This is a genomic window from Enterocloster sp. 210928-DFI.2.20 (assembly GCF_020554465.1).
Taxonomy (GTDB): Bacteria; Bacillota; Clostridia; order Lachnospirales; family Lachnospiraceae; genus Enterocloster; species Enterocloster bolteae.
Map to the genome: position 1 here is coordinate 94098 of NZ_JAJCHK010000003.1, position 25630 is coordinate 119727.

General features: G+C 52.6%; 18 protein-coding genes and 1 tRNA gene. All 19 read right to left on the bottom strand.

The annotated features are described in order from the left end of the window. Positions 1–25 precede the first annotated feature (25 nt). Positions 26–1534 carry a response regulator transcription factor gene (locus LI015_RS04910; protein ID WP_002572510.1) on the bottom strand — a complete coding sequence of 503 codons (1509 nt, stop codon included), beginning with the start codon at positions 1532–1534 and terminating at the stop codon, positions 26–28. After that, positions 1515–3377, bottom strand: coding sequence for a cache domain-containing sensor histidine kinase (locus LI015_RS04915; RefSeq protein WP_227124293.1), 1863 nt, complete (start codon positions 3375–3377; stop codon positions 1515–1517). Before LI015_RS04915 ends, LI015_RS04910 begins: the two co-directional genes overlap by 20 nt. Further along, a complete protein-coding gene (locus LI015_RS04920; protein ID WP_002572512.1) occupies positions 3367–4359 on the bottom strand; it encodes an ABC transporter substrate-binding protein in 993 nt (330 codons plus the stop codon). The genes LI015_RS04915 and LI015_RS04920 overlap by 11 nt, the downstream gene beginning before the upstream one ends. 141 nt (positions 4360–4500) lie before the next feature. Then, positions 4501–5790 carry a TRAP transporter large permease gene (locus LI015_RS04925; RefSeq protein WP_002572513.1) on the bottom strand — a complete coding sequence of 430 codons (1290 nt, stop codon included), beginning with the start codon at positions 5788–5790 and terminating at the stop codon, positions 4501–4503. A 3-nt stretch (positions 5791–5793) separates the two neighbouring features. Beyond that, the gene (locus LI015_RS04930; RefSeq protein ID WP_002564698.1) at positions 5794–6285 is read right to left on the bottom strand and encodes a TRAP transporter small permease; all 492 of its coding nucleotides are present in this window, start codon (positions 6283–6285) and stop codon (positions 5794–5796) included. Positions 6286–6310: 25 nt separating this feature from the next. Beyond that, positions 6311–7339 carry a TRAP transporter substrate-binding protein DctP gene (gene dctP / locus LI015_RS04935; RefSeq protein WP_002564699.1) on the bottom strand — a complete coding sequence of 343 codons (1029 nt, stop codon included), beginning with the start codon at positions 7337–7339 and terminating at the stop codon, positions 6311–6313. 249 nt (positions 7340–7588) lie between these two features. Beyond that, positions 7589–9241 carry a nucleoside kinase gene (locus tag LI015_RS04940; protein WP_002564700.1) on the bottom strand — a complete coding sequence of 551 codons (1653 nt, stop codon included), beginning with the start codon at positions 9239–9241 and terminating at the stop codon, positions 7589–7591. Between the two features lie 40 nt (positions 9242–9281). After that, positions 9282–10091: a Nif3-like dinuclear metal center hexameric protein gene (locus LI015_RS04945; RefSeq protein ID WP_002572515.1), complete on the bottom strand. Its 810-nt coding sequence runs from the start codon at positions 10089–10091 to the stop codon at positions 9282–9284. Beyond that, entirely contained in the window at positions 10078–10863 is a 786-nt protein-coding gene (locus LI015_RS04950) for a tRNA (adenine(22)-N(1))-methyltransferase (RefSeq protein WP_227124256.1), read from the bottom strand. Before LI015_RS04950 ends, LI015_RS04945 begins: the two co-directional genes overlap by 14 nt. Beyond that, a complete protein-coding gene (gene rpoD, locus LI015_RS04955; protein ID WP_002564703.1) occupies positions 10856–11980 on the bottom strand; it encodes an RNA polymerase sigma factor RpoD in 1125 nt (374 codons plus the stop codon). Before rpoD ends, LI015_RS04950 begins: the two co-directional genes overlap by 8 nt. A gap of 30 nt (positions 11981–12010) precedes the next feature. Next, positions 12011–13837, bottom strand: coding sequence for a DNA primase (gene dnaG, locus LI015_RS04960; protein ID WP_117626226.1), 1827 nt, complete (start codon positions 13835–13837; stop codon positions 12011–12013). Positions 13838–13893: 56 nt separating this feature from the next. Further along, positions 13894–14904 (bottom strand): deoxyguanosinetriphosphate triphosphohydrolase, encoded by a 1011-nt coding sequence (locus LI015_RS04965; RefSeq protein ID WP_002564705.1) that lies wholly within the window; start codon positions 14902–14904, stop codon positions 13894–13896. A gap of 131 nt (positions 14905–15035) precedes the next feature. After that, positions 15036–16811 (bottom strand): S8 family peptidase, encoded by a 1776-nt coding sequence (locus LI015_RS04970; protein WP_002564706.1) that lies wholly within the window; start codon positions 16809–16811, stop codon positions 15036–15038. A gap of 33 nt (positions 16812–16844) precedes the next feature. Then, a complete protein-coding gene (locus tag LI015_RS04975; RefSeq protein ID WP_002564707.1) occupies positions 16845–18173 on the bottom strand; it encodes a sodium-dependent transporter in 1329 nt (442 codons plus the stop codon). Continuing rightward, positions 18170–19465, bottom strand: coding sequence for a Na+/H+ antiporter NhaC family protein (locus tag LI015_RS04980; protein WP_227124257.1), 1296 nt, complete (start codon positions 19463–19465; stop codon positions 18170–18172). Before LI015_RS04980 ends, LI015_RS04975 begins: the two co-directional genes overlap by 4 nt. 118 nt (positions 19466–19583) lie before the next feature. After that, a complete protein-coding gene (locus tag LI015_RS04985; RefSeq protein ID WP_002564709.1) occupies positions 19584–20504 on the bottom strand; it encodes a SufB/SufD family protein in 921 nt (306 codons plus the stop codon). Between the two features lie 17 nt (positions 20505–20521). Next, positions 20522–21259 carry an ABC transporter ATP-binding protein gene (locus LI015_RS04990; protein ID WP_002564710.1) on the bottom strand — a complete coding sequence of 246 codons (738 nt, stop codon included), beginning with the start codon at positions 21257–21259 and terminating at the stop codon, positions 20522–20524. Between the two features lie 215 nt (positions 21260–21474). Next, a tRNA-Leu gene (locus LI015_RS04995) sits at positions 21475–21558 on the bottom strand. 45 nt (positions 21559–21603) lie between these two features. Then, complete coding sequence (locus LI015_RS05000) at positions 21604–25581, bottom strand: diguanylate cyclase domain-containing protein (protein WP_227124258.1); 3978 nt, start codon at positions 25579–25581, stop codon at positions 21604–21606. Between the last annotated feature and the right edge of the window lie 49 nt (positions 25582–25630).

A 25630-nucleotide genomic window follows, 5' to 3' on the forward strand; every position in this document is an offset into this window, starting at 1 on the left:
TCCAGAGAAACCATGTTGCTTTTCCCTACACCTTTCCCTGCAAACCATGCTGCTTTTCCCTGTATTCCGACGGCGGACAGCCTGTGTATTTCTTAAAGGCAGTACTGAAATAAGGAATGTTGCTGTAACCGGTCATCATGGCAATCTCGTAAATCTTACGGTTGGGATCGCGCATCAGATCCTTCGCCTTTTCCATGCGCAGCTTCAGAAGATAATCGGTAAAGGTCACCCCGGTCTCACTCTTAAAGGATGTGCTGAACCTGGCACTGCTGAGTCCCGCGGCAACAGCCGTGTCCTCCATGGACAGGTCAGGGCTGCTGTAATTTTCCTCCATATAGGCAAGTGCCTTCACCACCGGCCTGGAATAAACGCCGGATTTCTGGCTGCCCACATACTCGCAGATACGCTTCAGGTTTTCCCCCAGCACGCCGATGGCCTTTCCAATGGTCTCGCATCCAATCAGCTTCTTATATTCTTCCACCGGATTCTCAAACACCAGATCCGCGCATATTCCCGCATCTCCCAGCTCCTTAAGGACCGTGCTGTAAAGGCTGCCGACCATGAACTGCATATAGATATAAGAATCCATCCCAGCCTGCTTAAGCAGCTTCTCCAGCTCTCCCATGCGCTTTTTGAGAAGCTGGACATTGCCGCTTTTCACCGGGGTGATAAGGTCGATATCCAGTATGGGAGACGGATCGCTCTCCTTTTCATCCCCCTTGATATCCTGGAAACGCAGATTCTGGTTGTCGCCTCTGATGTATTTTAATTTAAGGGCCTCATGTGCCTCCTGGTAACACTGGTCCAGCAGCCGGATGCCCCACTGCACATTGCTCTGCGCGCAGGTCAGGCTCATCCCCTGTTCTGAGAACAACTGCCTGGTATGGCTTAAAAAAAGGCTTGCGCGCATTTCCACTGTCATCCTGGTGGGCGCAATGACTGCAATCTCACAGAGGTCCTCCCTCTGCACCAGCACATAGGCCCCCTGTTCCCTCATATGGCCGGCGGCTTCCGCCATGAGCCGGCCGCTGTCAGCGGATTCAAAGATAAGGACCATACAGTAGTCATGCTCCATCTCCGTTATCAGGCCGCTGTCGTTTACCTCATACATGAGAAGCTTGCGCAGCAAATCCTCCCTGTCCTCAAAGGAGTCCTTTCTGGCCTCGTCGAACCGCCTGACGCAGTCTGAAGCCAGATAGGTCAGCTCATCCATGTTAATGGGTTTGGTGAGATAATCCTGAACCCCCAGCTTAAGGGCCCTTCTGGCATATTCAAAATCATCATAACCGCTGAACACAATGGCCATAAGCCCCGGATTCAGCTTCTTTCCCTCCTCTATGAGCTGCAGTCCATCCACATGGGGCATACGGATGTCTGTCATGAGAAGCTCCGGCCGCTGTTCCTTTAAGAGCGCCAGGCCTTCCTTTCCGTTTCCGGCTGTTCCCACCAGCTCTATGCCCAGGGATGCCCAGTCAATGACGCTGCACAGCCCCTTTAAAATTATCTCATCGTCATCACAGATAATCGCTCTCATCGGATGCCTCCCCCTTTTTTCCTATCCGCAGGGTCACCACGGTCCCCTCACCCATGGCGGACTCTATGGTCACCCCATACCTGCTGCCATATACAATTTTTATCTTGTCGTTTACATTGCGCACCCCGTAACCGGTGCCCTGCTGGTCCGAGGATATGGTATCCAGCTCCCTGTTTAAGCGCCTGCATGTGTCCTCATCCATCCCCATGCCTGTATCCTGCACCTGCAGAATGACATCGCCTTCCTGGGGAAAGATATGGATATAAATATATCCCTTCTCCTCCATGGGCTTGATTCCGTGATAGATGGCATTCTCCACCACCGGCTGTAATATGAGTTTGGGCGTCCTGCATGATAAAATGGACGGATCCACATGGATGTCATAGTCAAATTTCTCCTGGTAACGCCGGTGCTGGATGCTCAGATAGCTTTTGATGTGCTTTACCTCTTCCTCTATGGTGATGATATCCCGTCCCTTGCTGAGACTTATCTTGAAAAAGTCTGTCAGGGCTGTCAGCATCTCTATGCTCTCCTCCACCTGACGCATTCTCAGCGACCAGATGATGGAGTCCAGGGTATTGTACAGGAAATGGGGATTAATCTGGGCCTGCAGGGCTTTTAATTCCTCCCTCCGCAACTTCTCCTGTTCCCGGTATATGGTGTCAATCAGGTTTCTCATCTCTCCTGTCATATGGTTGAAGGAATCATACAGCACCCCTATTTCGTCCCCGCGCTCTGTTTCAACCGATGTTTCCAGATTGCCGGCGCAGACCTGCTCCATTGCCTTTACCAGAGTAAATAAGGGCCTGGTAACGGAGTCAGCCACTATTTCGGACAGTATCATGGATATGACCACGGCCAGCGCCAGGAGCATAATCATGAGCACCTTGATATACTCCACGGACCGGGTAATGGATGCCTTGGGTATGACGCCCACGATTTTCCAGTCCGTCTGATTCAGGGTCTGGTAGACCACCAGCTGTCCTTTGTCCTTTAGCACATGGGATACGCCGTATTCCGGTATTTCACTTAAATTTTCCTCTACCATGCGGCGCGCCTTCTCAACCCCATCCCTGTCCTTCCATGGTCCTTCTCCCGCTGTCAGATTCATGATCCGGTTCCGTTCATCCATCAGAAACACGTCCCCTGCGCCGCTGACCGCCCTGGCCGCAATGTCAGACAGCTTATCGGAATCAATATCCGCCAGGACCACCCCCTTGGTCCGGCCCGTGGCCTTATCAATAAAAGGAATTCCCATGGATACATAAGAGGTATAGGGGGTGCTGACCACATAGGAATTCTCATGGGGCGGAAACCATTGGGCCTGTCCCGTGGCGTGGATGATTCGGTACCAGTCCGTGTCCCTGGGATCCGACACCAGAAAGGATGAGGAATTGCTCTTATAGCGCCCCCCATTATCCCCCAGCACATATACACCAAAGATGTCCCGGTTATAGGAGGGAAGCACCATCATCTCCATGCTTCCCTCCAAATCATGGGAATACATCTCCTTTATGGAGCTAAACTGACGTCTTATGAGCTTCTGCATGCTGATATTGTCATTCATGGCGGAACATACCTGAAAGGTCTGGAGAAACAGTTCATTGATATCCTGGCATGCATTGCCCACCATCTGGACGGTGGTGGCCTCCGCTTCCTCAAGGATTCTGGATGCGGTCATATAATAGTGGAGGGCGCCGGTCAGCACCACAATGCCGGTTGATGCGGCAGCAAAGGAAAGAATCATCTTTTCCTTTAGCATAAGGCGCGCACCCAGGTTCCGGCAGGCCTTAAAGCATGTCCGCTTATTCAGATACGCCTTCATGATTTCCTTAATATGCATCTTCAAACAACTCCTCCGCGTTATCCATGGTATATTCCCGATGTTTCACCATGGTCTGCCGGTCCGGGTTTTCCCCCCTCTGGTGCCTGTTTATGATATCAAATACCGCATCCCCGTATTCCGGACTGCTCTTTACCGTGGCCAGATACTCCCGGGCAATGATGGCCTTAAACACATCCTGTATGCCGCCTATGGACACAATAACCACATCCTCACCCGGTTCCATACCCGCCAGCTTAAGGGCCTGGAGGACCCCCAGCCCATCCTCGTCGCTTTGGGCAAATACCGCGTTAAAATCAATATCCTGGTCCGCAATCACGGACTCTGTCACCTTCTGGGCCGTGAGCCGGTTTCCGCTGCTCTCCACACGCTTGGAAACATATAGGTTGGAGTGCTCCCTTACGCCGTGCATGAATCCCATGTACCGCTCCCAATCCATGGCCGAGGACTTTTCCCCCTGTATCACCATGGTATGGCAGGGCTCAATGCCGAAATGACGGGCAAGGATGTCCGCACACAGCTCTCCCTCCGCATAATAGTCCGAGGCAACATAGCCCAGTATGTAATCCTCCCGGTCATACTCCGGCTCCATCTCCACATCCTGTTCTGCCAGTATCACCGGCACTCCCCTCTGCCTGGCCTCCAGAAGTACCTGGTCATAGCCGTTTCTGGCGCTGGGAATCAGGATAAGATAATCAATATCCGCATCCAGAAGACCATATATATCCTCAATCTGCCACTCCAGGCTCTCCTCCTCTGGCGCATGGTAAATCAGCTGCGCCCCTCTTCTTCTGGCCGCCTCCTTAAAGCTCTTAATCTGAGCTGTTTTCCAGGGCGTCAGAGGTTCCGCCTGGGATAACCCCACTCTCAGTCCCTCATGCTCTGTCTCCTGTGCGGCCGGAAGGGACCATCTGTCCTTTACCAGCCATAAAAGGCATGCAAGCATCACTGCAAGGCATACCGCAATGATTTTCTTTCTCATATGTCAATGCCCCTGTCTCAATTGAATCCTATTTTGAATCCTATTATACCAGAAAAGCACGCAAATAGACAGACAAGATAAAAGGAGGGCTGCCGGAGAATAACCCCTCCGGCAGCCTTCCTTTTGCATATTCTCTTGCTTTTAATAGAACAGGTTCACCAGTCCGGTGGAGAACAACGGAACATAAGCCATCAGCAGCATACAGATAAACAGCATGACATAGAACGGAATGGATTCCTTGATAAACGCCTTTATCTTACACCTGGTGATGCCGCAGGTGACAAATATCAGGGCACCCATGGGAGGCGTCACGCCGCCGCAGGCCATTGTGAATATATATACCATGGCAAAGTGGATGGGGTCGATGCCGTAAGCCTCAGCCACCGGAGCCAGAAGGGGAACCAGAACAATAAGGGCTGCATTTCCCTCAATGAACATGCCCACCACAATGAGGAACAGGATAATGACAAAGAGGAACAGGTATTTATTGTGGATGGTTCCCAGCACCAGCGCCGTAAACTGCTGTGGAATCTGCTCCCTGGTCAGAATCCAGGCAAAGGCAGAGGCGCCGCCAACAATCAGCATGATGGATGCCGTGGTAGCCACGGTCTCCTTAAGACCCGTGCCGATGTCCTTAAGCTTCAGTTCCTTATATACTATGCCCAGCACCAGGGAATAGACAATGGCCACCGCCCCTGCCTCCGTGGGGGTAAAGATTCCCAAACGGATACCGCCGATGATGATGACAGGAAGGCACAGAGGAAGGAAGGCGCTGGCAATCTCAGGAGCAGCCTGTTTCATGGTCAGACGCTCTGTGCGCATGGGCTTATATCCTCTTTTTTTGGAGATAAAGTGCACCAGTATCATCATGGCAACGCACAGAAGCACGCCCGGTCCGATGCCTGCTATAAACAGCTTTCCGATGGAAATATTGGCAATGGAGCCGTAAAGAATCATGGCAATCCCCGGAGGTATCAGGGGTGTAATCATGGATGACATGGCTGTGACCACAGTGGAGAACTGCTTGGAATAGCCGTGGCGCTCCATCTCAGGCACCAGCATTTTTGCCTCCATGGCAGCGTCAGCCAGATTGCTTCCCGACAGACCGCCCATCAGAGTGGACAACAGCACATTTACCTGGGCCAGGCCGCCGGTCATGCGCCCGGTCATCACATTACAGAATCCCATAACCCGCTTGGTTACGCCTGAATAATTCATAAACACGCCTGCACAGATAAAAAACGGAATCGCCAGCAGAGGTATGCTCTCTACGCCTGCCAGAACTCTCTGGCCCAATATCTTTGTAAAGGGACCTCCTGTCAGGTAAAAATATGCCATGGAACCGGAAAGAATGGAGATGAACACCGGAACCTTCAGGAACAGCAGCACCAGAAGAACCACCGTCGATATCAAAATAATACTTGTCTCCATTATTTACACTTCCTCCCCTTTTCCTGTTAAATCCCTGTATGTATTCAGACATACCTGTACCGCCATGGTAAGACATCCTATGGGCAGCGGCGCGTAGATAAGGCTGTAGGGAATCTTAAGAATGTTTGTCACACGGTCGTAGCGCACCATCTGCATGATATACCGGACTCCCTGATATCCCACATAGCAGAGGATGATGACTGCCGCAGCTGCAATCAGCACGCTCAGTATTTTCTGAAGCTTTTCCGGGAACATCTCAACAATCACGTCGATAGCCGCATGGTTCCCGCACACAAATGCATACCTGCCCCCCAGAAATACCACCCATATGATAAGGGCCAGCTGCACTTCCTCCTGCCATACAAAGGGATCTCCCAGGCAATAGCGCATGATGACCCCGAAGAATGTGACTCCCACCAGAAGCACCAGGGCCCCGCAGGCTGCCAGCACATCCGCGTTGCGGAGCAGATTCCCAATCTTGTTATCTGATTTCATAAATATTTACCCCTTTCCCGGTACCTTAATCCTGTCTGCCGATGATGGTCTTCATCTCTTCAATAAGTCCCTCGGACCACATGGCCTTAATCTGCGGATCCTCGTAAAATGCCTGGCCTGCCGCCTTGAAATCTTCCGGCGTCAGTTCGCTTACCGTCACACCCGCATCCTTTAAAGCTTCCAGCGCTTCCTCATCCGCCTTTTCCAGCTGCTGGCTGTTGAATACGCCGGCCTGATCTCCGCACTCCATCAGAATATTCTGCTGCTCCTCTGTCAGTGTATGGAAGTAATCCGCCCCCATAATCCAGCAGGTCATATCATATGTATGGGCATCCAGCACCAGGTTTTTGGCCACCTCCTGGTATGCGCCGTTTAAGATAACCGGGAGAGGGTTCTCTGCCCCGTCTATGGTTCCCTGCTGCAGGGCCGTGTAGATATCGCTCATAGCCATCGGTGTGGGCGTTGCTCCCAGGGACTCAAACACTTTAATCAGTATGGTCTGGTTGGGAACACGGATTTTTTTGCCCTTTAAGTCGCTGACCCCATTCACCGGCTTTTTAGTGATGGTGTGGCGGATTCCGTATCTCCATGTGGTCAGTATCTTCAGTCCCACATTCTGTTCCAGCTCCTCTGCCTTGCCCTCAAACCAATCGCTGTCCACCACCTTTTCCAGGTCCTCCCATCCCTCAAACAGATACGGGGCAAAGAGAACGCCAAAGTCCTGGATTCCCCTGTCCTGGAAAAAAGGGCCGTTGGCCAGGGTGACCACGCAGTCCCCGTTCACAGCCTGGTCGATGATATTGTCCTTGCTTCCCAGCTGGCTGGAAGGATACAGGTCCACTCTCATGGTGCCTCCGCTTTTCTCCTCCACCAGTCTCTTCCATTCATGGCAGGCCAGGTCAATGGGTTCCCCCGGATTGTTTTCATAGCCAATCATGATGCGGACTTTCTTACCGCTGCCCTCTGCTGTCTGACCGCTGTCCGTCTGGCTGCTGCATCCTGCCAGGGATAAGGCCAATGTGCAGCTTACCAGTAATGCCAGTACCTTCTTCATTACTTCCCCTCCTGAATTCTTATTCCCCGCGGCCGGGCCGCCGGATTTATGTTTCCTCGTCTTTAATGCCCTTATTATATCGTTGGGACAGGTGTTTTGTACATTCACTCTCATTCCTTTTTCTTTTAAAATCTTTCCCTCACAGACTTAAAACTAAAATAAGCACAAAACAGGCGCAAAAAAAGACCGTCTCCTGTACCGTGATTGTAAGGAAACGGTCTGTCTTATCTCAGTGCTTGTCCGCGGACATCACACGTTCAGGCAGCTCCCGCCGATAAACTCCCTGAGAATGGAATTTTTTGGAATATCCTCGCTGCTGACGCCGATAAAGTAGTCCAGGAATTTAAGGAGCCGTTTGGCCTCCAGCCACTCCTCACTGTCCTTTGGAATGGCAAAGAGCAGGGGCTGGGCGTACTGCTTCAGCACTGCCAGCTCATAGACCAGGGCAGAATTGAACATGGCGTCCGCCTCCTCCTGGAAGGGGAAGATATTCTCCTCCTCACCCCTGCGCACAGAAGGCCACATGCGGATGGTCTCCCGGGCCGAGGAGCCTCTTGTCCTGGCATCCCGCACCATTCTTCTCAGAAGCCGCCCGTCCGTGGTGGGAATGCGGTTGTGCTCGTCGATGTTGAGCTGGGTCAGGGCGCTGATGTAAATTTTAAATTTGCTGTCTGCCGGAAGGGTGTAGGAAAGCCTGTCGTTCAGACAGTGGATCCCCTCTATGACCAGGATATCCCCCTCTCCCAGCTGGAGAAAATTCCCCTTGTACTCCCTGACTCCCTTTTTAAAGTTATAATAGGGAAGCTCCACCTGCTTTCCCTCCAAAAGGCCTGTCATGTCACGGTTAAACAGCTCCACATCCAGGCATTCCAGAATCTCATAATTGTAATTGCCGTGTTCATCCCTGGGGCTGTCCACACGGTTTACAAAATAATTGTCCACTGCAATGGGATGGGGCTTTAAACCGATGGCCTCCAGCTGGACCGACAGACGATGGGAAAATGTGGTCTTGCCCGATGAGGACGGACCCGCGATCATGACAAAGCGGGCGTTCTTCCTGGCTGCTATCTGAGCCGCTATCTCAGCAATCTTCTTTTCCTGAAGGGCTTCCTGTATCAAAATCAGGTGGGACATATCCCCCTTTGCAATCCTGTCATTCAGGGCGCCCACTGTCTCCAGATCCATCCGCCTTCCCCACTCCGTGGATTCAGACAGGGTGGCGAACAGCTTATCGCTGGGCGTAAACCGGTGGAGGACGTCCGGCGTTTTCCTGTCAGGCATCACCATCACAAACCCGTAGTGGTAGGGAATCAGGTCAAAATGCTTGATGTAGCCTGTATTCTGCACCATATACCCGTAATAATAGTCCTCAAAGCCGTCAATGCTGTAAATGTTGACCCTGGACACCATGCGGTACCGGAACAGCCTGGCCTTGTCATACATCCCCAGCTTCTCAAAGAGCTCGATGGCATCGTCCGTGGATACGCTGCGCTTCATAATGGGAATCTTCCGCTCCACATACTCCCTCATCTTAGCCTTTACCGCGTCCAGGAATTCCTGGTTCAGGACAAAATTACCCCTGGCCTCCACAAAGAATCCCCGGCCGATGGAAAAATCAATCATCAGCTTTTCCACATTGCCGGCTCCCGCCACGCTGTAGAATGCCTTCAGCATCATAAGGGACGCACTCCTCTGATAGGCGGACATTCCCGGCTTATCCTTTGCCGTGACAAAGGACAGCTCGCAGTCCTTTACCTGTTTATGCAGCTCCTGGAGCTTTCCATTTACCCGTACCAACAGAATGTCATATTCATACTCCTTCTGGTGCTCACGGGCCACCTCCATCCATGTGGTGCCCTCAGGGTATTCCTTTGTGATGCCGTGTATCTTAACCAGTGCCATTCCACTTACCTCCCTCATTTTACTGAAACCGGTTTTCCTGTCACACAATCATGGCTGGCCACTGGGGCGGCGCCTGCTCCAGCTCAACCTGGCTTCCCAGATTCTTCCTGAGAAACTCAGCCATATAGGGGATGAAGATATGCTCCAGGCCATAGTGGCCTCCGTCGATGATGGCCATGCCCCTGGCTGCCGCGTCTATCCCCTGATGGTGGCTGATATCCCCTGTCACAAGGACCTGGGCCCCCCAGGCCAGAGCTCCCTCTATTTCGCTTCCCCCTGCTCCTGGGCATACGGATATACGGGAAACCTTCTGATCCATAAGTTCGTCCCCGTATACAAGGGCAAAGGGAAGGCCGAATACATCCTTTACACGGACCGCCAGCTCCCTTACAGTCATTTCCTCCTTTAAGAATCCGCTTTTGCCGATGCCGTAGGAAACAGCACCCTCCGGGCCGCTCATCTCCCCCAGTGCCTCCAGAGGAACGCAGCCAGCCAGGCCCAGCCGTTCTGCGGCCAAATCAGCCATACAGCCCGGGGCGGCATCAAAGTTGGTGTGCATGGCATAATAGGAAATGTCTGCCTGTATCAGTTTCACCAGCCTTCTGGTAATGAAGTTCTGGTCATTTACCTTCTTGATGGCCTTGAATATCAGGGGATGGTGGGTCAAAAGCATATCCGCCCCCAAAGCCTGTGCAGCCTCCACCACCTTGTCCGTGGCATCCAGGGCAATGTATATCTTTTTTACTTCCTTGTCGCTTCTGCCCGCCAGAAGGCCGGGATTATCCCAGTCACAGGCGCAGTCCTCCGGCGCCAGTTTCCTGCATACGTCCATAATCTCACTGCATTTCATCTTGTGCCTCCTTAATCCAGGACAGTTCCTTCTGCCTGCTTATTCTGGCCTCTGCCCTGGTCTCTGTGTCGGTAATCCCATCTTTCTCCTGAAGGCTAACCAGGATTTTCTCAATTCTGAGCATCTCCCTGCCCAGATATTCCCTCAGGATCACATCCTTTTTATCAATCAGAATCTTTCCGTAAAGGTAATGGGCCTGGCTCTCATACTCCATGAAGCCCCTTTTCACGCTCATCACCGTATAATATTTTCCCTCGTCCTTTACCATGGCTTCATCCTCAATGGCAAAACCATGGGCGGCCAGATAACGCCTTACCTTATCCAAGTCCGACTGCGGCGACAGGACAAACTGTTTTACGCTGTCCCACACATGGCGGCCCTCATCCAGGATTTTTATAATCAGCTCACCGCCCATGCCTGCAATGATAACCGTGTCCGCCTCACCCGGTTTAAGCTCCTTTAAACCGTCACTGAGCCTTAAATGAATGGGAACCGCCCAAACATCCTGCCTGCGCGCCCTCTCCCGCTCCTCATATTCCCTTACATGGGCCTGAGCCCTCTCCAGGGGGCCGGATCTTACGTCCATGGCCAGGGCAGAGGCAATACGCCCTGTCTGGGCCAGGTATACGGGTATATAACCGTGGTCCGTACCCACATCGGCAATACGGCTTCCCTGCCTTACAAAACCGGCTACGGTCAAAAGGCGGGCTGACAGTTTTATGGTCCCCGCCTGTTTTCTTTTATCTCTTGTCTCTAACTTGTCACTATTCATCCAGATAATCCTTTAACTTTTTACTTCTGCTGGGATGGCGCAGCTTGCGCAGGGCCTTTGCCTCAATCTGGCGTATCCTCTCCCTTGTCACATTAAACTGCTTTCCCACTTCCTCCAGGGTCCTGGGACGTCCGTCGTCCAGGCCGAACCGCAGGCGCAGCACCTTTTGTTCCCGCTCTGTCAGGGTCAGCAGCACTTCCATCAGCTGTTCATGAAGAAGGGTAAAGGCTGCCGCGTCCTGGGGCACCAGCACATTGTCGTCCTGTATGAAGTCTCCCAGGTGGCTGTCCTCCTCTTCCCCGATGGGGGTCTCCAGGGACACCGGCTCCTGGGACATCTTCATGATTTCAGATACCCGCTCCACCGGCAGGTCCAGCCTGGCTGCAATCTCCTCCGTGGTTGGCTCCCTGCCCAACTCCTGCAAAAGCTGGCGGGAGGTGCGCACCAGGCGGTTGATGGTTTCCACCATATGGACCGGAATCCGTATGGTCCTGGCCTGGTCCGCAATAGCCCTGGTAATGGCCTGGCGGATCCACCATGTGGCATAGGTGCTGAACTTATACCCCTTGGTATAATCAAATTTCTCCACTGCCTTGATAAGCCCCAGGTTTCCTTCCTGGATCAGGTCTAAAAACTGCATCCCCCTGCCCACATACCGCTTGGCAATGCTGACCACCAGGCGCAGGTTGGACTCTGCCAGCCGTTTCCTGGCTTCCGGGTCGCCCAGCTCCATCTTCTTGGCCAGCTCCACCTCGTCCTCCATGCCCAGGAGAGGAATCTTTCCAATCTCCTTCAGATACATGCGCACAGGGTCCTCCAGGCTGACGCCTTCGGGAACCGACAGGTCCAGGTGTTCCACATCAATTTCTTCCTCTTCATCCAGTTCCATTTCCTCCTCGATGAAAAGGTCCGGGTCCAGCTCATCCTCTGTTCCCATGCGGATGACATCCACCTTATTCTGGTCCAGGAACTCAAACAGCCTGTCCAACTGGTTGGAGACAGGGGGCTCCTGACCGAAATAGTTCATGACCTCCTGGTATTCCAATACATTTTTCTTTTTCTTGGCTTCCTCCAGAAGTCCTGCCAGTTTCTCCTCAAACACGTCCGTCCCTTCCATAACTTGGTCCATCCTTCCTATGAAATGCTGTCAATCCAGGGAGATGTGCAGCTGCTTTAAGGCTGCCTGCTGCCTGATAATCTCCTGTAACTGGGTTATATCCTTTGCATTGCGGCTGGCCACATCCAGGCTGTTCTTTCTGACCTTCATCACAGTCTCCGAAAATGCCTTCTTTTGTTCTTCATTGTTCAGGGATTCCTTTAAACTGGCGTTAAACAGGGCCGCCACCTCCTTGTACTGGTCCTCATCATTGATAAACCGGCTGAGTATGGCTGCTGGGTTTAAATTACCCTCCCTGTGTCCGTCAAATACCATCTGCGCCACCTGATGATACAAATTCTCCACAAAATCATCTGCTGTTATGATGCCCTCTATCTTCTCAAACAGGGCCGGGGTCTCTATGAGCCAGGTGAGAAGCAGTCTCTGGGAACGGCGGATTCCATCCTCCTTATCCGGCCGCCTGGGTTTACGGCTGCCGGAAAGTCCGCTGCCGCCAGATTCCTCCTCCTGTGTCTCCTGGGGCACCACACGGCCGGAATGGTTCAGGCTTTCACCTGCCTTAAGCCCCATGGACATGCCCATGCGGTTTACCAGGCCTCTCAGCTCCTCGGCCGGAATCATCTGCTCCCTGGCCACTGCCTGGAGGTAATTCTCACGCTCCAGGGCCTCTCCAAACTGGAGAAGCTTCCTGGCCGTCTCCTGGTAGAACCTGGTCTTCTGCTCCGGATCATCCATCTCATATCCCCGCCGCAGTACATCCACTTCAAAGAGAAAGCTGTTTTTGGCTTCCTTGATCCGCTGCCGGAAAGCCTCTGCCCCCATGTTCTTGATGAACTCGTCCGGGTCCTTATAGGGCTTCATGTTCAGTACCTTGATGGACATACCCACTTCCTTTAAAATGGGAATGGCCCTCAGCGCTGCCTTCACCCCGGCCCCGTCGCTGTCATAGGTAAGGATTACCTGATCCGTGTACCGTTTCAGCACATTGGCGTGCTGGCTGGTAAAGGCAGTGCCTAAGGACGCCACTGCGTTGGTAAAACCTGCCTGGTGCAGGGATATGACGTCCAGGTACCCTTCACAAATCAGTAGATATCCTTCCCTGGAAAGCCTGGCATAATTCAGGCCGTAGAGATTGCGGCTCTTGTCAAAAAGTTTTGTTTCCGGGGAATTCAGGTATTTCGGCTCCCCGTCCCCCATAACACGGCCGCCGAAACCAATGACACGGTTGTTCACATCCATGATGGGGAACATGACGCGGTTCCAGAACTTGTCCCTTCCGCCCCGTTCCTCCAGCGTCACCAGGCCTGTATCCTTAAGAAAGCTGTCCTCATACCCCTTTCCCTTCAGGTAGCGGTACAAATCATCACTGGTCTTATTGGAATACCCCAGTCCGAAATGGACGATGGTCTCATCCGCCAGCCCCCTCTTAAGATGGAAATAATCATAGGCTGCCTTGCCCTGGGGCTGCTTCATCTGATAATAGAAATAGTTGGCCGCCAGCTTGTTCACTTCCAGAAGCCTGGCCCTCAGATCCGCCTGCTCCCTGGCCTCGCGGCTGTACTCCATTTTCGGCAGGTTCACGCCGGCCCTGTCAGCCAGGGATGAAAGGGCCTCCTGGAAGGTATAATTTTCATATTCCATCAGAAAGGTGATGACGTTACCCCCTGCCCCGCAGCCAAAGCAATAATACATCTGCTTCCCCGGCGATACGGAAAAGGACGGGGATTTCTCATTGTGGAAGGGGCACAGGCCGAAATAGTTGGCCCCCTTTTTCTGCAGTTTCACATATCCTGAAATCACGTCCACGATGTCATTCTTCATTCTCACTTCTTCTATGACTTCATCGGGATAGTACATGCAATAATCTCCCTTCTGTATCTTTTAATGCCGGCTGTCTATATACAGCCGGATTGTCAGTACACGTTCCACCGCTTTGGAACGAATAATTCCTCAAACTGGTCAATGGCATAGATATCGCTCATGCCGGCAATGTAGTCGCACACCACCCGGGACTTCTTCTCCCCCTTGTTGACCATAAGAAGCACATACTCCACCGGCAGCTTATCCACATGCCCCATATAATACTCATAGAGCTGGGTAATCATGTTCTGGGCCTTTCCCTCCTCCGCCTTGGGTATATCGTTCTTGTATACATTATCAAACATCCATTTGCGCAGGCCCTGCATGGCCTCCTCCATCCCCTCCGACATGGTAATGGCAGGTTTGTCCATGCTGTTTAGTATGATGTCGTGAATCATGTTGTTGAGGCGTTCCCGGACACTGTGGCCCAGCACATCGGTATAACCCCTGGGCAGCTCATGCTCCGTGAACATCCTGGCCCGGATGGCGTCGTCTATATCGTGGTTGATATAGGCTATCTTATCTGACAGACGGACAATGGCGCCCTCCAGGGTGGAGGGATGACCGGAGGTCCTGTGGTTGCGTATGCCGTCCCGCACCTCCCAGGTCAGGTTCAATCCTCTCCCGTCCTTTTCCAGCACTTCCACAATGCGCACGCTCTGCTCATAGTGGGTGAATCCGTCCTCGCATATCTTATTCAGTATGTATTCGCCGGAATGGCCGAAGGGCGTGTGCCCCAGATCATGGCCCAGCGCAATGGCCTCTGTCAGGCTCTCATTGAGCCGCAGGGTCTTGGCTATGGTGCGGGCTATCTGGGATACCTCCAGGGTATGGGTGAGCCTGGTCCTGTAATGGTCCCCCTCAGGCGCCAGAAACACCTGTGTCTTGTGCTTCAGCCGTCTAAATGCCTTGGAGTGAAGGATGCGGTCCCTGTCCCGCTGGTACTCAGGCCGCATATCGCACAGCTGCTCCGGCTTGTCCCGTCCCCTGGTCCTGCTGCTAAGGGACGCATAGGGGCTCATGTACGATTCTTCCAATGCTTCCAGTGACTCCCTGATATTCATCCATCCACTCCCTATCTCTATTATTATATTGTCGGATTCCTGTTTTTACTACAAAAATTTCAAATATTGCGTAAGCAAAAGAGCATCAGGCCGGTAAACAGCTGCCTAATGCTCACATTATATCATAAATTCTAACTATTTCCTAGAGGCAGACTGTCCCTCACACAAAGGGTTCCATACCCCAGCCTCTCATTGGGCCACACATCATACCCCGGCAGGTGCCTGGCCCCTCTGGTAAAATACGCCTTTACCTTCTCGCCGTAAAGAAAGGGATCGTTTCCCTGTAATATTCCCCACTGCATCAGCAGGGCTGCGCTGCCTGTGACAAAGGGGGCTGCAAAGGAGGTTCCCGTCACTGCCTCGTATCCGCCTCCCCGCCTGGCTGTGACAATATCCACCCCGGGAGCTGCCAGATCCGGTTTTACCTGGCCTGTCTGGCGTGTGAAACCGCGGCCGGAAAAATCCGCGTAAGCGCGGTAAGAGTCATCGTAAGCTCCCACGGATATCACATTGGCAGCCGTGGAGGGAATGGTCAGGGTGGTCTCCGGAACCGGCCTTAAAAAGCGGGTGGACGGGTTTAAAATCCCCCTGGACGGCAGCCACATATCGTACCGGCCGGTCACAATCCGCTCCGGCGTCAGACGGAAGGTCCAGATACCGCTGTCCAGATAATCCCTCACAGGCAGAAAGTCAAAATATACCTCCTGGGCCCTGCTGAAGGGACTGGGCTTGCCGTAATAAATCAGGATCTGCGTTCCCCCGTATCGCAGGGTCTGGGGACCCAGCCTGCTGTCGATGGGCCCGATAATCTCCCCTGACGGCGTAACCAGGCGGATGGAAAACTGGTCCACATAGGACTTCCACAGCTGTACTCCCATCCCTGTCTCATAAGGCGCAATGGACAGCTGCGCATTTTCCTCCTGTCCCATGACCAGGCTTCCTGCCCTGTGTCCGGCCCCGGTTCCCTCGTTGCCCGTGCCGGCCACGATGACATTCCTCCCAATGCCTGACATGTCATTGATGAAGGTTTCCAGCAGACTGGTCCCGTCATGGGAGCCGTAGGTATTTCCAAAGCTTATGTTCACAGCCAGGGGCCGGTTCATATCCTGTGCCCGCCGGACCACCAGGTCCAGGGCCTTCATCAGCTGGGTGGTACGCGGAAAGCTGTCCGTCAGGGGTGTCCCCAGCTTTACCACCATAAGCTCGCTCTCATAGGCAACACCGCGGTAAACACCGTTTCCCTCCCTGCCGTTGCCGGCTGCAATGGCAGCCACCGCTGTCCCGTGTCCGCTGGGGTCGGTGGAAGGAACCAGGGCCAGGGCCGATGTCCGGCTTCCGGTTTCCAGGGCGGCGTTGATCTCCTCCCTGGTATAAATCCGGTCCCTGTCCTGGTCTGCCAGCAGCCCGATGCGGGTGGTTCCGTCGGGATTTCTGAAATCCGGATGAAAGTAGTCAATGCCTGAGTCAATGACAGCCACCAGAACGCCCTTTCCCGTGAGACCGGATTCCAGGCTGCTTATGACGCCGGCCCCCGCTCCCCCTGTACCCGCGCCTCCGGCCCCTGCCCCGCTGCTGGTTTGAATCGTGCTTAGACAGGAGGCTGCCCTTGCCATGTTGCTGGCAAAGAACAGCCTCTTTGGTTTCTCGATGTATACAATTTGCTCCATGGCGCTGACCTGTTCTATCCGGCTCTCCGGCACCACCAGAACCGCATATCCGGCTGCCAGCTCATCCACCCGGATGCCTTCATCACGAAGGGATTCGAGTGATCCGTTGTACCTGACTATAAGCTCCCAGGTCTTTTCCCCGGGGTCATACCCCACATTCAGGTTTACTGATTTCAGCCGTTCCTCCTCCGTGGCATCCAGGGCCAGGTTCAGCAGATTTTCCCGTTTCTGATTATCCATATGGGCGCACCTCCTCTACCCATATGTGTATTCCTATCCCCGCACAATAGAATAAATACTGGCAAATCCCGTCAATGTAACTGCCGCCACCAGAATCGGGGTGAGAAAACGGATACAGAATATCCACAGCTTTTTAAGCCTGAAGGTGACGCCGTTTTTCTCCACCTCGTCCACCAGATACCGGGGATTCCATTTCCAGCCGATAAAATAGCACATGGCCAGGCCGCCAAATGGAAGGAGGATGTTGTCTGTCACCATTCCCACAAAGTCAAAGACGCTGTAATTGAGGATAGTCACATTCCCCAGGGTGCCGAAGGACAGGGCGCTGGGAACTCCTGTCAGGAAAATCAGGAGTCCCAGGATGACCGTAGCCTTTTTCCTGGTCCACTTAAGGCTGTCCACTGCAAAGGAGACCACCACCTCTAACAGGGCAATGGCACTGGTCACAGCAGCAAACAGCACCAGCGCAAAAAACAGGATTGCAAAGACCGACCCTCCTTTAATGGAGGCAAACACCTTTGGCAGGGTGCCGAATATAAGCCCCGGTCCCTGTCCCGGCTCCAGCCCAAAGGAAAACACTGCCGGAAAGATGGCGATACCTGCCATCACTGCAATGATGGTATCCAGTCCCGCCACGCTGGCACAGCTTCTGGGTATATTTTCCTTATCTCCCAGATAACTTCCGTAGGTGATGGTAATTCCCATACAGAGGCTCAGCGAATAAAATACCTGTCCCAGGGCTGCGCTGACCGCCTTCATATTAAAGGCTGCGCTGCTGGGAATAAAGATGAATTTAAGGCCCAGAACCGCGTCCGGCAGGGTCACGCTTCTCACGATAATTACAATCAGCAGCACAAAAAGCAGGGGCATCATGATCCTGCTGACATTCTCGATACCGCTGATACCGTGATAACAGACAGCCGTAGTCATAAAGAGGAACAGGAAATGCCAGAACACCGGCTCCGCCGGCGCGCTGATAAATGCCTCAAAATCCTCCGGTGCGTGGAAGGTGGTTCCATAGCTTACAATATACTTGATGATCCAGCCTCCAATGACACTGTAGTAGGACAGAATCAGGAATGCCGCCGCCACTCCGAATACTCCAGCAATCCTGGCATTGGGGTGGATATCCCCGTATGCCTGTACGGGATCGTGGCGTGTCTTTCTGCCCAGCGACATCTCCAGCATCATCACCGGTACACCCAGAATGCAGATAAAGAATAAATATACCACCAGGAAGGACGCCCCGCCGTTTCGTCCCATGAGGTAAGGAAACTTCCACAGGTTTCCCAGTCCTATGGCAGCCCCTGCGGTTGCCATGATAAATCCAAGTTTACTCGCCCATTGATTCTTAGTCTTCATACCAGTACCTTTCCGTGTCTCTTTTTAATGAATATGAATAACAGTCCGCTGACTCCCATGAGGATGGGATAAAAGCAGTAGGGAATGATTTCAAAGGGAGTCAGGCCTGTCAGGCTGGCTGCCGCCAGAAGCTGGGCCCCGTAGGGAATCAATCCCTGTCCCATGGAGCTGAACATGTCCAAAAGGGACGCGGAGCGCCTGGACGTCACGCCGAAGTCATCGCTGATCTCCTTTGCGATAGGACCAGCCATGACGATGGCCACCGTGTTATTGGCCGTACACATGTCTACCAGCAGAGCCAGGGCAGCGATTCCAAGCTCTCCTCCCCGTTCCCCGTTAATTCTCTTTTTGATGAAGGAAAGAATGAAGGCAATCCCTCCGTACTCCTTTACCAGGGCAACGATGCAGGCCACAATCACGGATATCACTGTGATATCATACATCCCCGTGATTCCCGCTCCCACATGGGTGAACATTTCCCCCACCCCAAAGGCACCTGTGGCCACTCCGGCTATCAGGCTCAGCACAGTGCCGGTCATGAGAACCAGAAATACGTTCACACCTGCCAGGGCACCTGCAAGCACCACCATATAAGGCACCACCCGCAGCAGGCTGTAGTCAAGGCTGCCCTGTATACGGAACGAAGCGTCCTTTCCCAGGACCAGAAACAAAAGGATTGTGACAATAGCTGCCGGCAATACGATGAGAAAGTTCTCTCTGAACTTATCCTTCATCTCGCAGCCCTGTGTCTTTACCGCAGCTATGGTTGTGTCGGATATCATGGACAGGTTGTCCCCGAACATGGCGCCTCCCACCACGGCGCCTGCGCAGACCGCCATGGAAAACCCGGTTTTCTGGCTGATTCCCACCGCAATGGGCGCCAGGGCCGTGATGGTACCCACCGAGGTTCCCATGGATATGGATATGAAACACCCAATGAGAAACAGTCCTGCCACAGCCACGTTGGAGGGCAGGATGGACAGCCCCAGATTGACCGTGGAATCCACGCCTCCGGCAGCCTTCACAGCGCCTGTAAAGGCGCCTGCTGCCAGAAATATAAGACACATGGTGATGATGTTTTCATCCCCCACGCCTTGTGCGGCCAGCTTAATCTTTTCCGCAAAGCCCAGCTCCCTGTTCTGCACAAAGGCAGCCAGAAGCGCAATCAAAAAGGCCACAATGGCCGGCATACTGTAAAAATCCCCGGTAATGAACCCGGATCCCAAAAAAATCAGCAGAAATATCAGAATAGGAAGAAGGGCCGCTGCCCTTCCCTCACGATTTTCCCCCATGTTTTTGTCCCCCTGTATCAAATGCTGGCGTATCTCCCGTATCATATCCCCCGGTACATACGCAAGCTGCGGCCTGTAGGGCCGCAGCAGCTTTATCCTTGTTCAATTGTTCCATATACTATTTTAAGAAGCCGTTGACAATCTGGGCTTCCGCCTCTTCCTCTGTAAGACCCAGGGTCATGAGCTTCACGATCTGCTCTCCAGCAATCTTGCCTATGGCTGCCTCATGAATCAGGGCCGCGTCAATGTTGTTGGCTATCAGTCCCGGAATGGCAAAAATCTTGGCATCGTCCATGATGATAGCGTCACATTCCGTGTGGCCGCTGCACTTTGCATTGCCCACGATCTTGGAATTGAAGGTCTGCTTTGATGTATCCTTGGCAACGGAGCGTGACACCACATCCGCGCTGGAATCCTCTCCGTTCAGATTCACAATGTAAGTACTCTCCGCATTCTGGCTGCCGTGGGTCAGCAGACGTTCCCTCACTATCAGCTTGGCTCCTGCGGCCAGCTCTGCGCAGTTGGTCCTGTTGGTGGAATCCACTCCCTCAATCTGAACCATCTCCATCTCCATGTAGCTGTTTTCCTCCATGTAGACTTCCGTGCCCGGATTCAGGATACGCTTTCCGTTGCCGTCGCCCTCCCCGTAATGCTTCTCTACATATTTTACTTTGGCATTCTTTCCCACAAAGAAACGGTGGATTCCGTCATGCTCCGAATCCTGGTCTCCGCAGTTATGAATACCGCAGCCTGCCACGATGACCACATCCGAGTCCTCACCGATAAAGAAATCGTTATAGACCATCTCCTTTAATCCGCTGGCACTGACCACCACGGGAATGTGTACGCTTTCGTTCCTGGTGCCGGGCTTGATGCGGATGTCGATTCCCGGTTTGTCTGTCTTTGTGGCAATGTCTATATTGGCCGTGGTATTGCGGCCGGCTGTCTGGCCGTTGGCCCTTATATTATAGGCCCCTGCCGGAACACCGTGAAGGTCGGCCACTTCCTCTAATATTCTCTCCTGGATGCTGTCTGCCATATCGCTCACTCCTCCCCTCACTGCGCTGTCTCATAAAATTTACTGCAGGCGTCCACTGCGGACGCAGTGCCCATGATCTGGGGCATGATTTCATCCCTGGTGCCCTGGTTCACTACCTTTCCGTCCGCAATCACCACAATCTCATCCGCAATGTTGAGGATCCGCTCCTGATGGGATATGATCAGGATGGAACCGTTGGTGTTCTGCCTCATGCGCTCAAACACCTGAATCAGGTTCTGGAAGCTCCACAGATCAATGCCTGCCTCAGGCTCGTCAAACACGGAAAGCTTGGAAGCCCTGGCAATAACAGTGGCAATCTCGATTCTCTTGAGCTCACCGCCGGACAGGCTGGCGTTGACCTCGCGGTTGATGTAGTCCTTGGCGCAAAGCCCCACCTCTGCCAGGTATTGACAGGCTTCCGATACCGTCAGCTTCTTCCTGGCGGCCAGGCGGAGCAAATCAATAACCTGCACGCCCTTAAAGCGGACAGGCTGCTGGAACGCAAAGCTGATTCCCAGGTTGGCCCTGTCTGTAATACTCATATCTGTTATATCCTGCCCGTCAAAGAGGATGCGTCCTCCTGTGGGCCGCTCAATTCCCATGATTAGTTTAGCCGTGGTGGACTTTCCGCCGCCGTTGGGGCCTGTTATGACCACAAACTTACCGTCGTCCACTGTAAAGCTTATATCTTTGATGATACCTATTTCTCCTTTTTCATCATTCACATCAAAGGAGAGATTCTCTAAAGTAAGCATGATGTTCCTTCCTCTCTTCTTTTCTTTCACACACTGTACTGCTTATTTTAAGCCACAACTTACAGTATATACCATTTCCTACTAAATTACTATCAAAACTTTACCTCTTATGGTGGAATTTGTCTGTTGCAAATACATCAAAAACCACCGGATTCCAAAAAAATACCGGGAACGCAAAAACAGGAAGCCATTCAGCTTCCTGTTCCATGAACCAGTGCAGAAGATGGGAGTCGAACCCACAAGGTATTACTACCACACGGACCTGAACCGTGCGCGTCTGCCAATTCCGCCACTTCTGCGTTACGCTGCTCTCGCAAGCAACGTAGGTTATTATAAAGGATGATTTATGATTTGTCAATCACTTTTCGGCAAAATTTTTCAAAAAATACATTCATTGGAAGCGGCCGGGAAAAATAGTAACCCTGGCCCAGCTCGCATCCCATCTCCCGGAGCATCTTAAGCTCCTGGGCGGTCTCGATTCCCTCGCACAGAGAAGTGAAGCCCATTTTGTTGGTCATCTGGATGAGCTGGCCCAGAAACTCCCGTCCTCTTCCTGTCTTGGTACAGGACTGGACAAAGCCGCAGTCCAGCTTAATCACATCCGTGGGAATGTCGGCCATCATGTTCATAATGGAATACCCTGACCCAAAATCATCTATGGACGTGATGAACCCTTCCTCCTGAAGGGTCTTCATCACATGGAAGGTTCGGGCGGAATCACTGAGAAAGGCAGTCTCTGTCAATTCAAATTCCAGGTATTGGTGGTCCAGGCCGCAGGCCCGGGTAATCTCCAGGATTTGAGGTATGAGCTGCTCTGACGCAATGTCCACGCTTGAAAGATTGACAGATATGGGAAGGGGCTCCCCTCCCTGTTCCATCCACTGGCTCAGCTGGCTGCAGACCGTCCCGAACACATAGGTATCCACCTGGGTGATAAAACCATTTTTTTCAAACAGCGGGATGAAATCCCCCGGCGGAACGATTCTTCCGTCCTCATGCTGCCAGCGCACCAGGGCCTCTGCACCGACGATCCCCAAACCATCCAGTCCCACCTTGGGCTGTAGATAGACCTTGAACTCACCGTGTTTCAGCGCGTACTCCATGCGGTTTATGATTTCATTTTCCCGGTAACTGCTGTCAAAGGGGCCGTCATTGAATACCACGGAGGTGGATCGGATAATATAGTCCACTGATTTCCTGGCAATAGTGGCCCTGTCCACCGCGGTCTCTATCTCCCGGCAGTCCTTTTCAATAAAATAGATGCCGGAACGGATCATCAGATTTATATTGGAGTAAATTTCATTCTCCATCCGGCAGAATTCATTGTTCAGGCCCTGGACCATATTCACAAAATCATTGCGGTCCATCCCGCACACCCCGAAGCTTAAGAACTGGTCCGCACTGACACGGGTATAGCAGTTGGTCTCCAGACCGTTCTGGGTCAGCATGTCCCCGAACATGCGCAGGATATTATCTCCCTGGGTATAACCAATGGCCTCGTTAATGAATTTAAATCCCTTGATATCACTGGCCACCAGCACATACTCTTCTTTGCCTTCATCCATCAGCATCTGGCATGATTCCTTAAACCGGTCATACCTCATAAGCCCCGTAAGCGCATCGTGATTCCGGTAATACTCCGCCTCCTGTTTTGCTTCAATCAGCATGGATGTATTCTTGATGCCGGAGGCGACGATACGGGCCATCTCAGAAACAGCCTCACACTCAGCACGGCTCCACTCACGTTCCGTTTCCGTGTTCACCAGAAGTATCATGCCGCTGTACCTGCCCTCTATAAATATACCTGCAGACAGCATGGTATGGGCCCCTGCCCTGTCCAGAATCCGCTTCAGCCCCGCATTGTATGACTCGTACTCCCTGCGCCTCAGGACAGCAATCCCGTTCCCGTCATAGAGATGGTAGAAGATGTAAAACTCCTCCCTCCGGAAGCTGTCCGTAGGATCATACAATAAAGCGGTCCTGTCATCCACCCACTGATAAGCGGATTGTTTCCCATGGCCTCCCTCTCCGTTCATGTAGAGAACAATCCGGTTCAGGCGGAACCGGTTGCCCACAAATCCCATCAGGATATGGATTGCCTCGTCAACGGTGGCGGATTTCTCAAACACCTCCAGGGCCACGGCCGTAGTGGTCTTGTCATCCAGGCTGCTCTGCTCCCGGCGTTTTGCCTCCCTGGCCTGTTTCAGATAATCATAGGAAATGCTGCCATTCTCCTTGTCCTCCACCGCTTCGTAGAAAAGGATTCCTCCCTTTCCGGATTTCTTAACCTGCAAAAGGGCCTGATTTGCCTTTACAATGATATCGGAAAAGTTCCTCTCTCCCTCACCAGCCAGGCGAACGCCCATACTGCAGCTGATCCGCTCTTTTTTGCTGCCCGTATCCGACAGTATTCCGCCTATCTCCTTCTGAATGGTTCTGCCCGCCGCAGACGCGTCTTCCCTGTTGGTATTCTTTAAAAGCACAAGAAACTCATCCCCGCCGAAGCGGGCAATCAAATCACCTTCCCGGCAGGCCTGCTTCAGGCTGTTGGCAACATTCATGAGAACCACATTGCCAAAAAGCTTTCCCTTCTCCTCATTGATTCTTTTAAAATCATCCATGTCCAGGATAAACAGGGCCGTGGTGTAGGGCGCTGGTCCCGTTTCAAGGTATTGCTCCGTCTGCTCCTGGAATGCCCCTGCCGTCAGCAGATTGGTCAGGGCATCGAAGGCTCCCTTGCTGCTGCCTCTTACCTTTCCAGACGTCTCCTCCAGCACGTTCTCCAGTGTTGCAAGCCTTTGCTCCAGTATTCTATGGGCCCTGTCCTTTGTCAGGAAAATTCCTATAACCCTGGCCACATAGGTTAGCACCTCAATCTGTTCCCTGCTCCACTGCCGGTTTTCCCGGCACTCGTCAAAGCCCACAAAGCCCACCATCTGACCGGAGTCATAGATGCCGCACTGCAGCAGGGAACGGACCCCCTGAGGCTCTAATACCTCCCTCTGGTTCCTGGGAAGGTGGTCGATATCCATGCAAAAGAATACGCCGTCCTCCCCAAAATTCTCCCTGTATCCATACGCGCTCCACTCATATGACATATGCTGCAGCTTATCCTTCTGGGGTTCTATGCCTTCATTACACCATTCAAAGGTATTATCCATAGCCAGCCCGTCCAGGCAGTCCTCAAAAATATAAGCCCTGCTCACATTAAACTGGAGTCCGATAATTTTAAGGATGGTGTTGATGGCCTCCCGCAGGTCCGTGGATTCATATAATGCTTTGAACACATAGTGGATTACCTTGTTTGCTACAAAATAACGGCCATTTTCAGAATCTATCATAGTGCCGTCCGTAAATCTTCCCAGAGCATGTTTTCCGCTGTCCGCAGGCCTTAGGGATGGATCGTAAACAACGCAGCGGCCCTTACCCCAGTTTTTTCCTGCATAGAGAGCCATATCCGCTTTCAGGAACAGCTGCTCGTATGTGCTGCCGTCCGCCGGATACACAGCTGCCCCGATGCTGCAGCTCAGCTTGCTTCCGCTCTTTTTCACAGAAGGAAGGCTGGCAATGTCTTCTATGAGCTGCCTCCCGCGTTTCATAATTTCTTCCCTGCCTGAAAGCTGTTTTGAAAATACCAGGAACTCGTCACCGCCAATCCTTCCCACCATATCCTGGCTGTCAAAAACGCCGGCAATGCACCTGGCTGCCTCTGTCAGTACGCTGTCTCCAAAGAGATGGCCTTTGGTGTCGTTAATCTCCTTAAAATTATCCAGATCAATGACCATCAGTGTTCCGTCCGGCGCTTTGTCCCCATCCTGCATATACCGGTTGACAGACTGTACGGCAGCATCCCTGTTAAACAGTCCTGTCAGCGAATCCCGCATGGACTTTTCCCAGTACTCCTGCTTCTGGTTCTGAGCCTCTGTGTCATCTATCATCACGGCATGGACCCAGTTATTTCCCCTTTCGTCCTCCACAACGCGGCCGCGGAAGTCCACCCAACAGATGCCTCCGTTCCTGGATCGGATTCTGAACTGGGCCTTTATAATTTCCTTACCCTGATGCAGCTGCTCCAGCACCTCATCCAGAACCCTGGCATGATCCCTGACATCCAGCATTCCCTTCAGAGTCCCTCCGGTCAATTCTTCCAGTTCTTTTGTGTCCGTGCAGCCAAAAAGACTCAGAAGTTCATGGTTAACTATGTCCAGCCTTCTGTCTTCGCCCGCGCAGCAACGGAAAAAACCTGCCGGCATGGAATCATTCAGCAAGATAATCTGTTCATTCATATATATGAGGTCCATCCTTTGTCTCTCTGTCTTCATACACTCCGCGCCCCTGATTGTGCGCGTTAAAGGTATATGCCTTGATTAT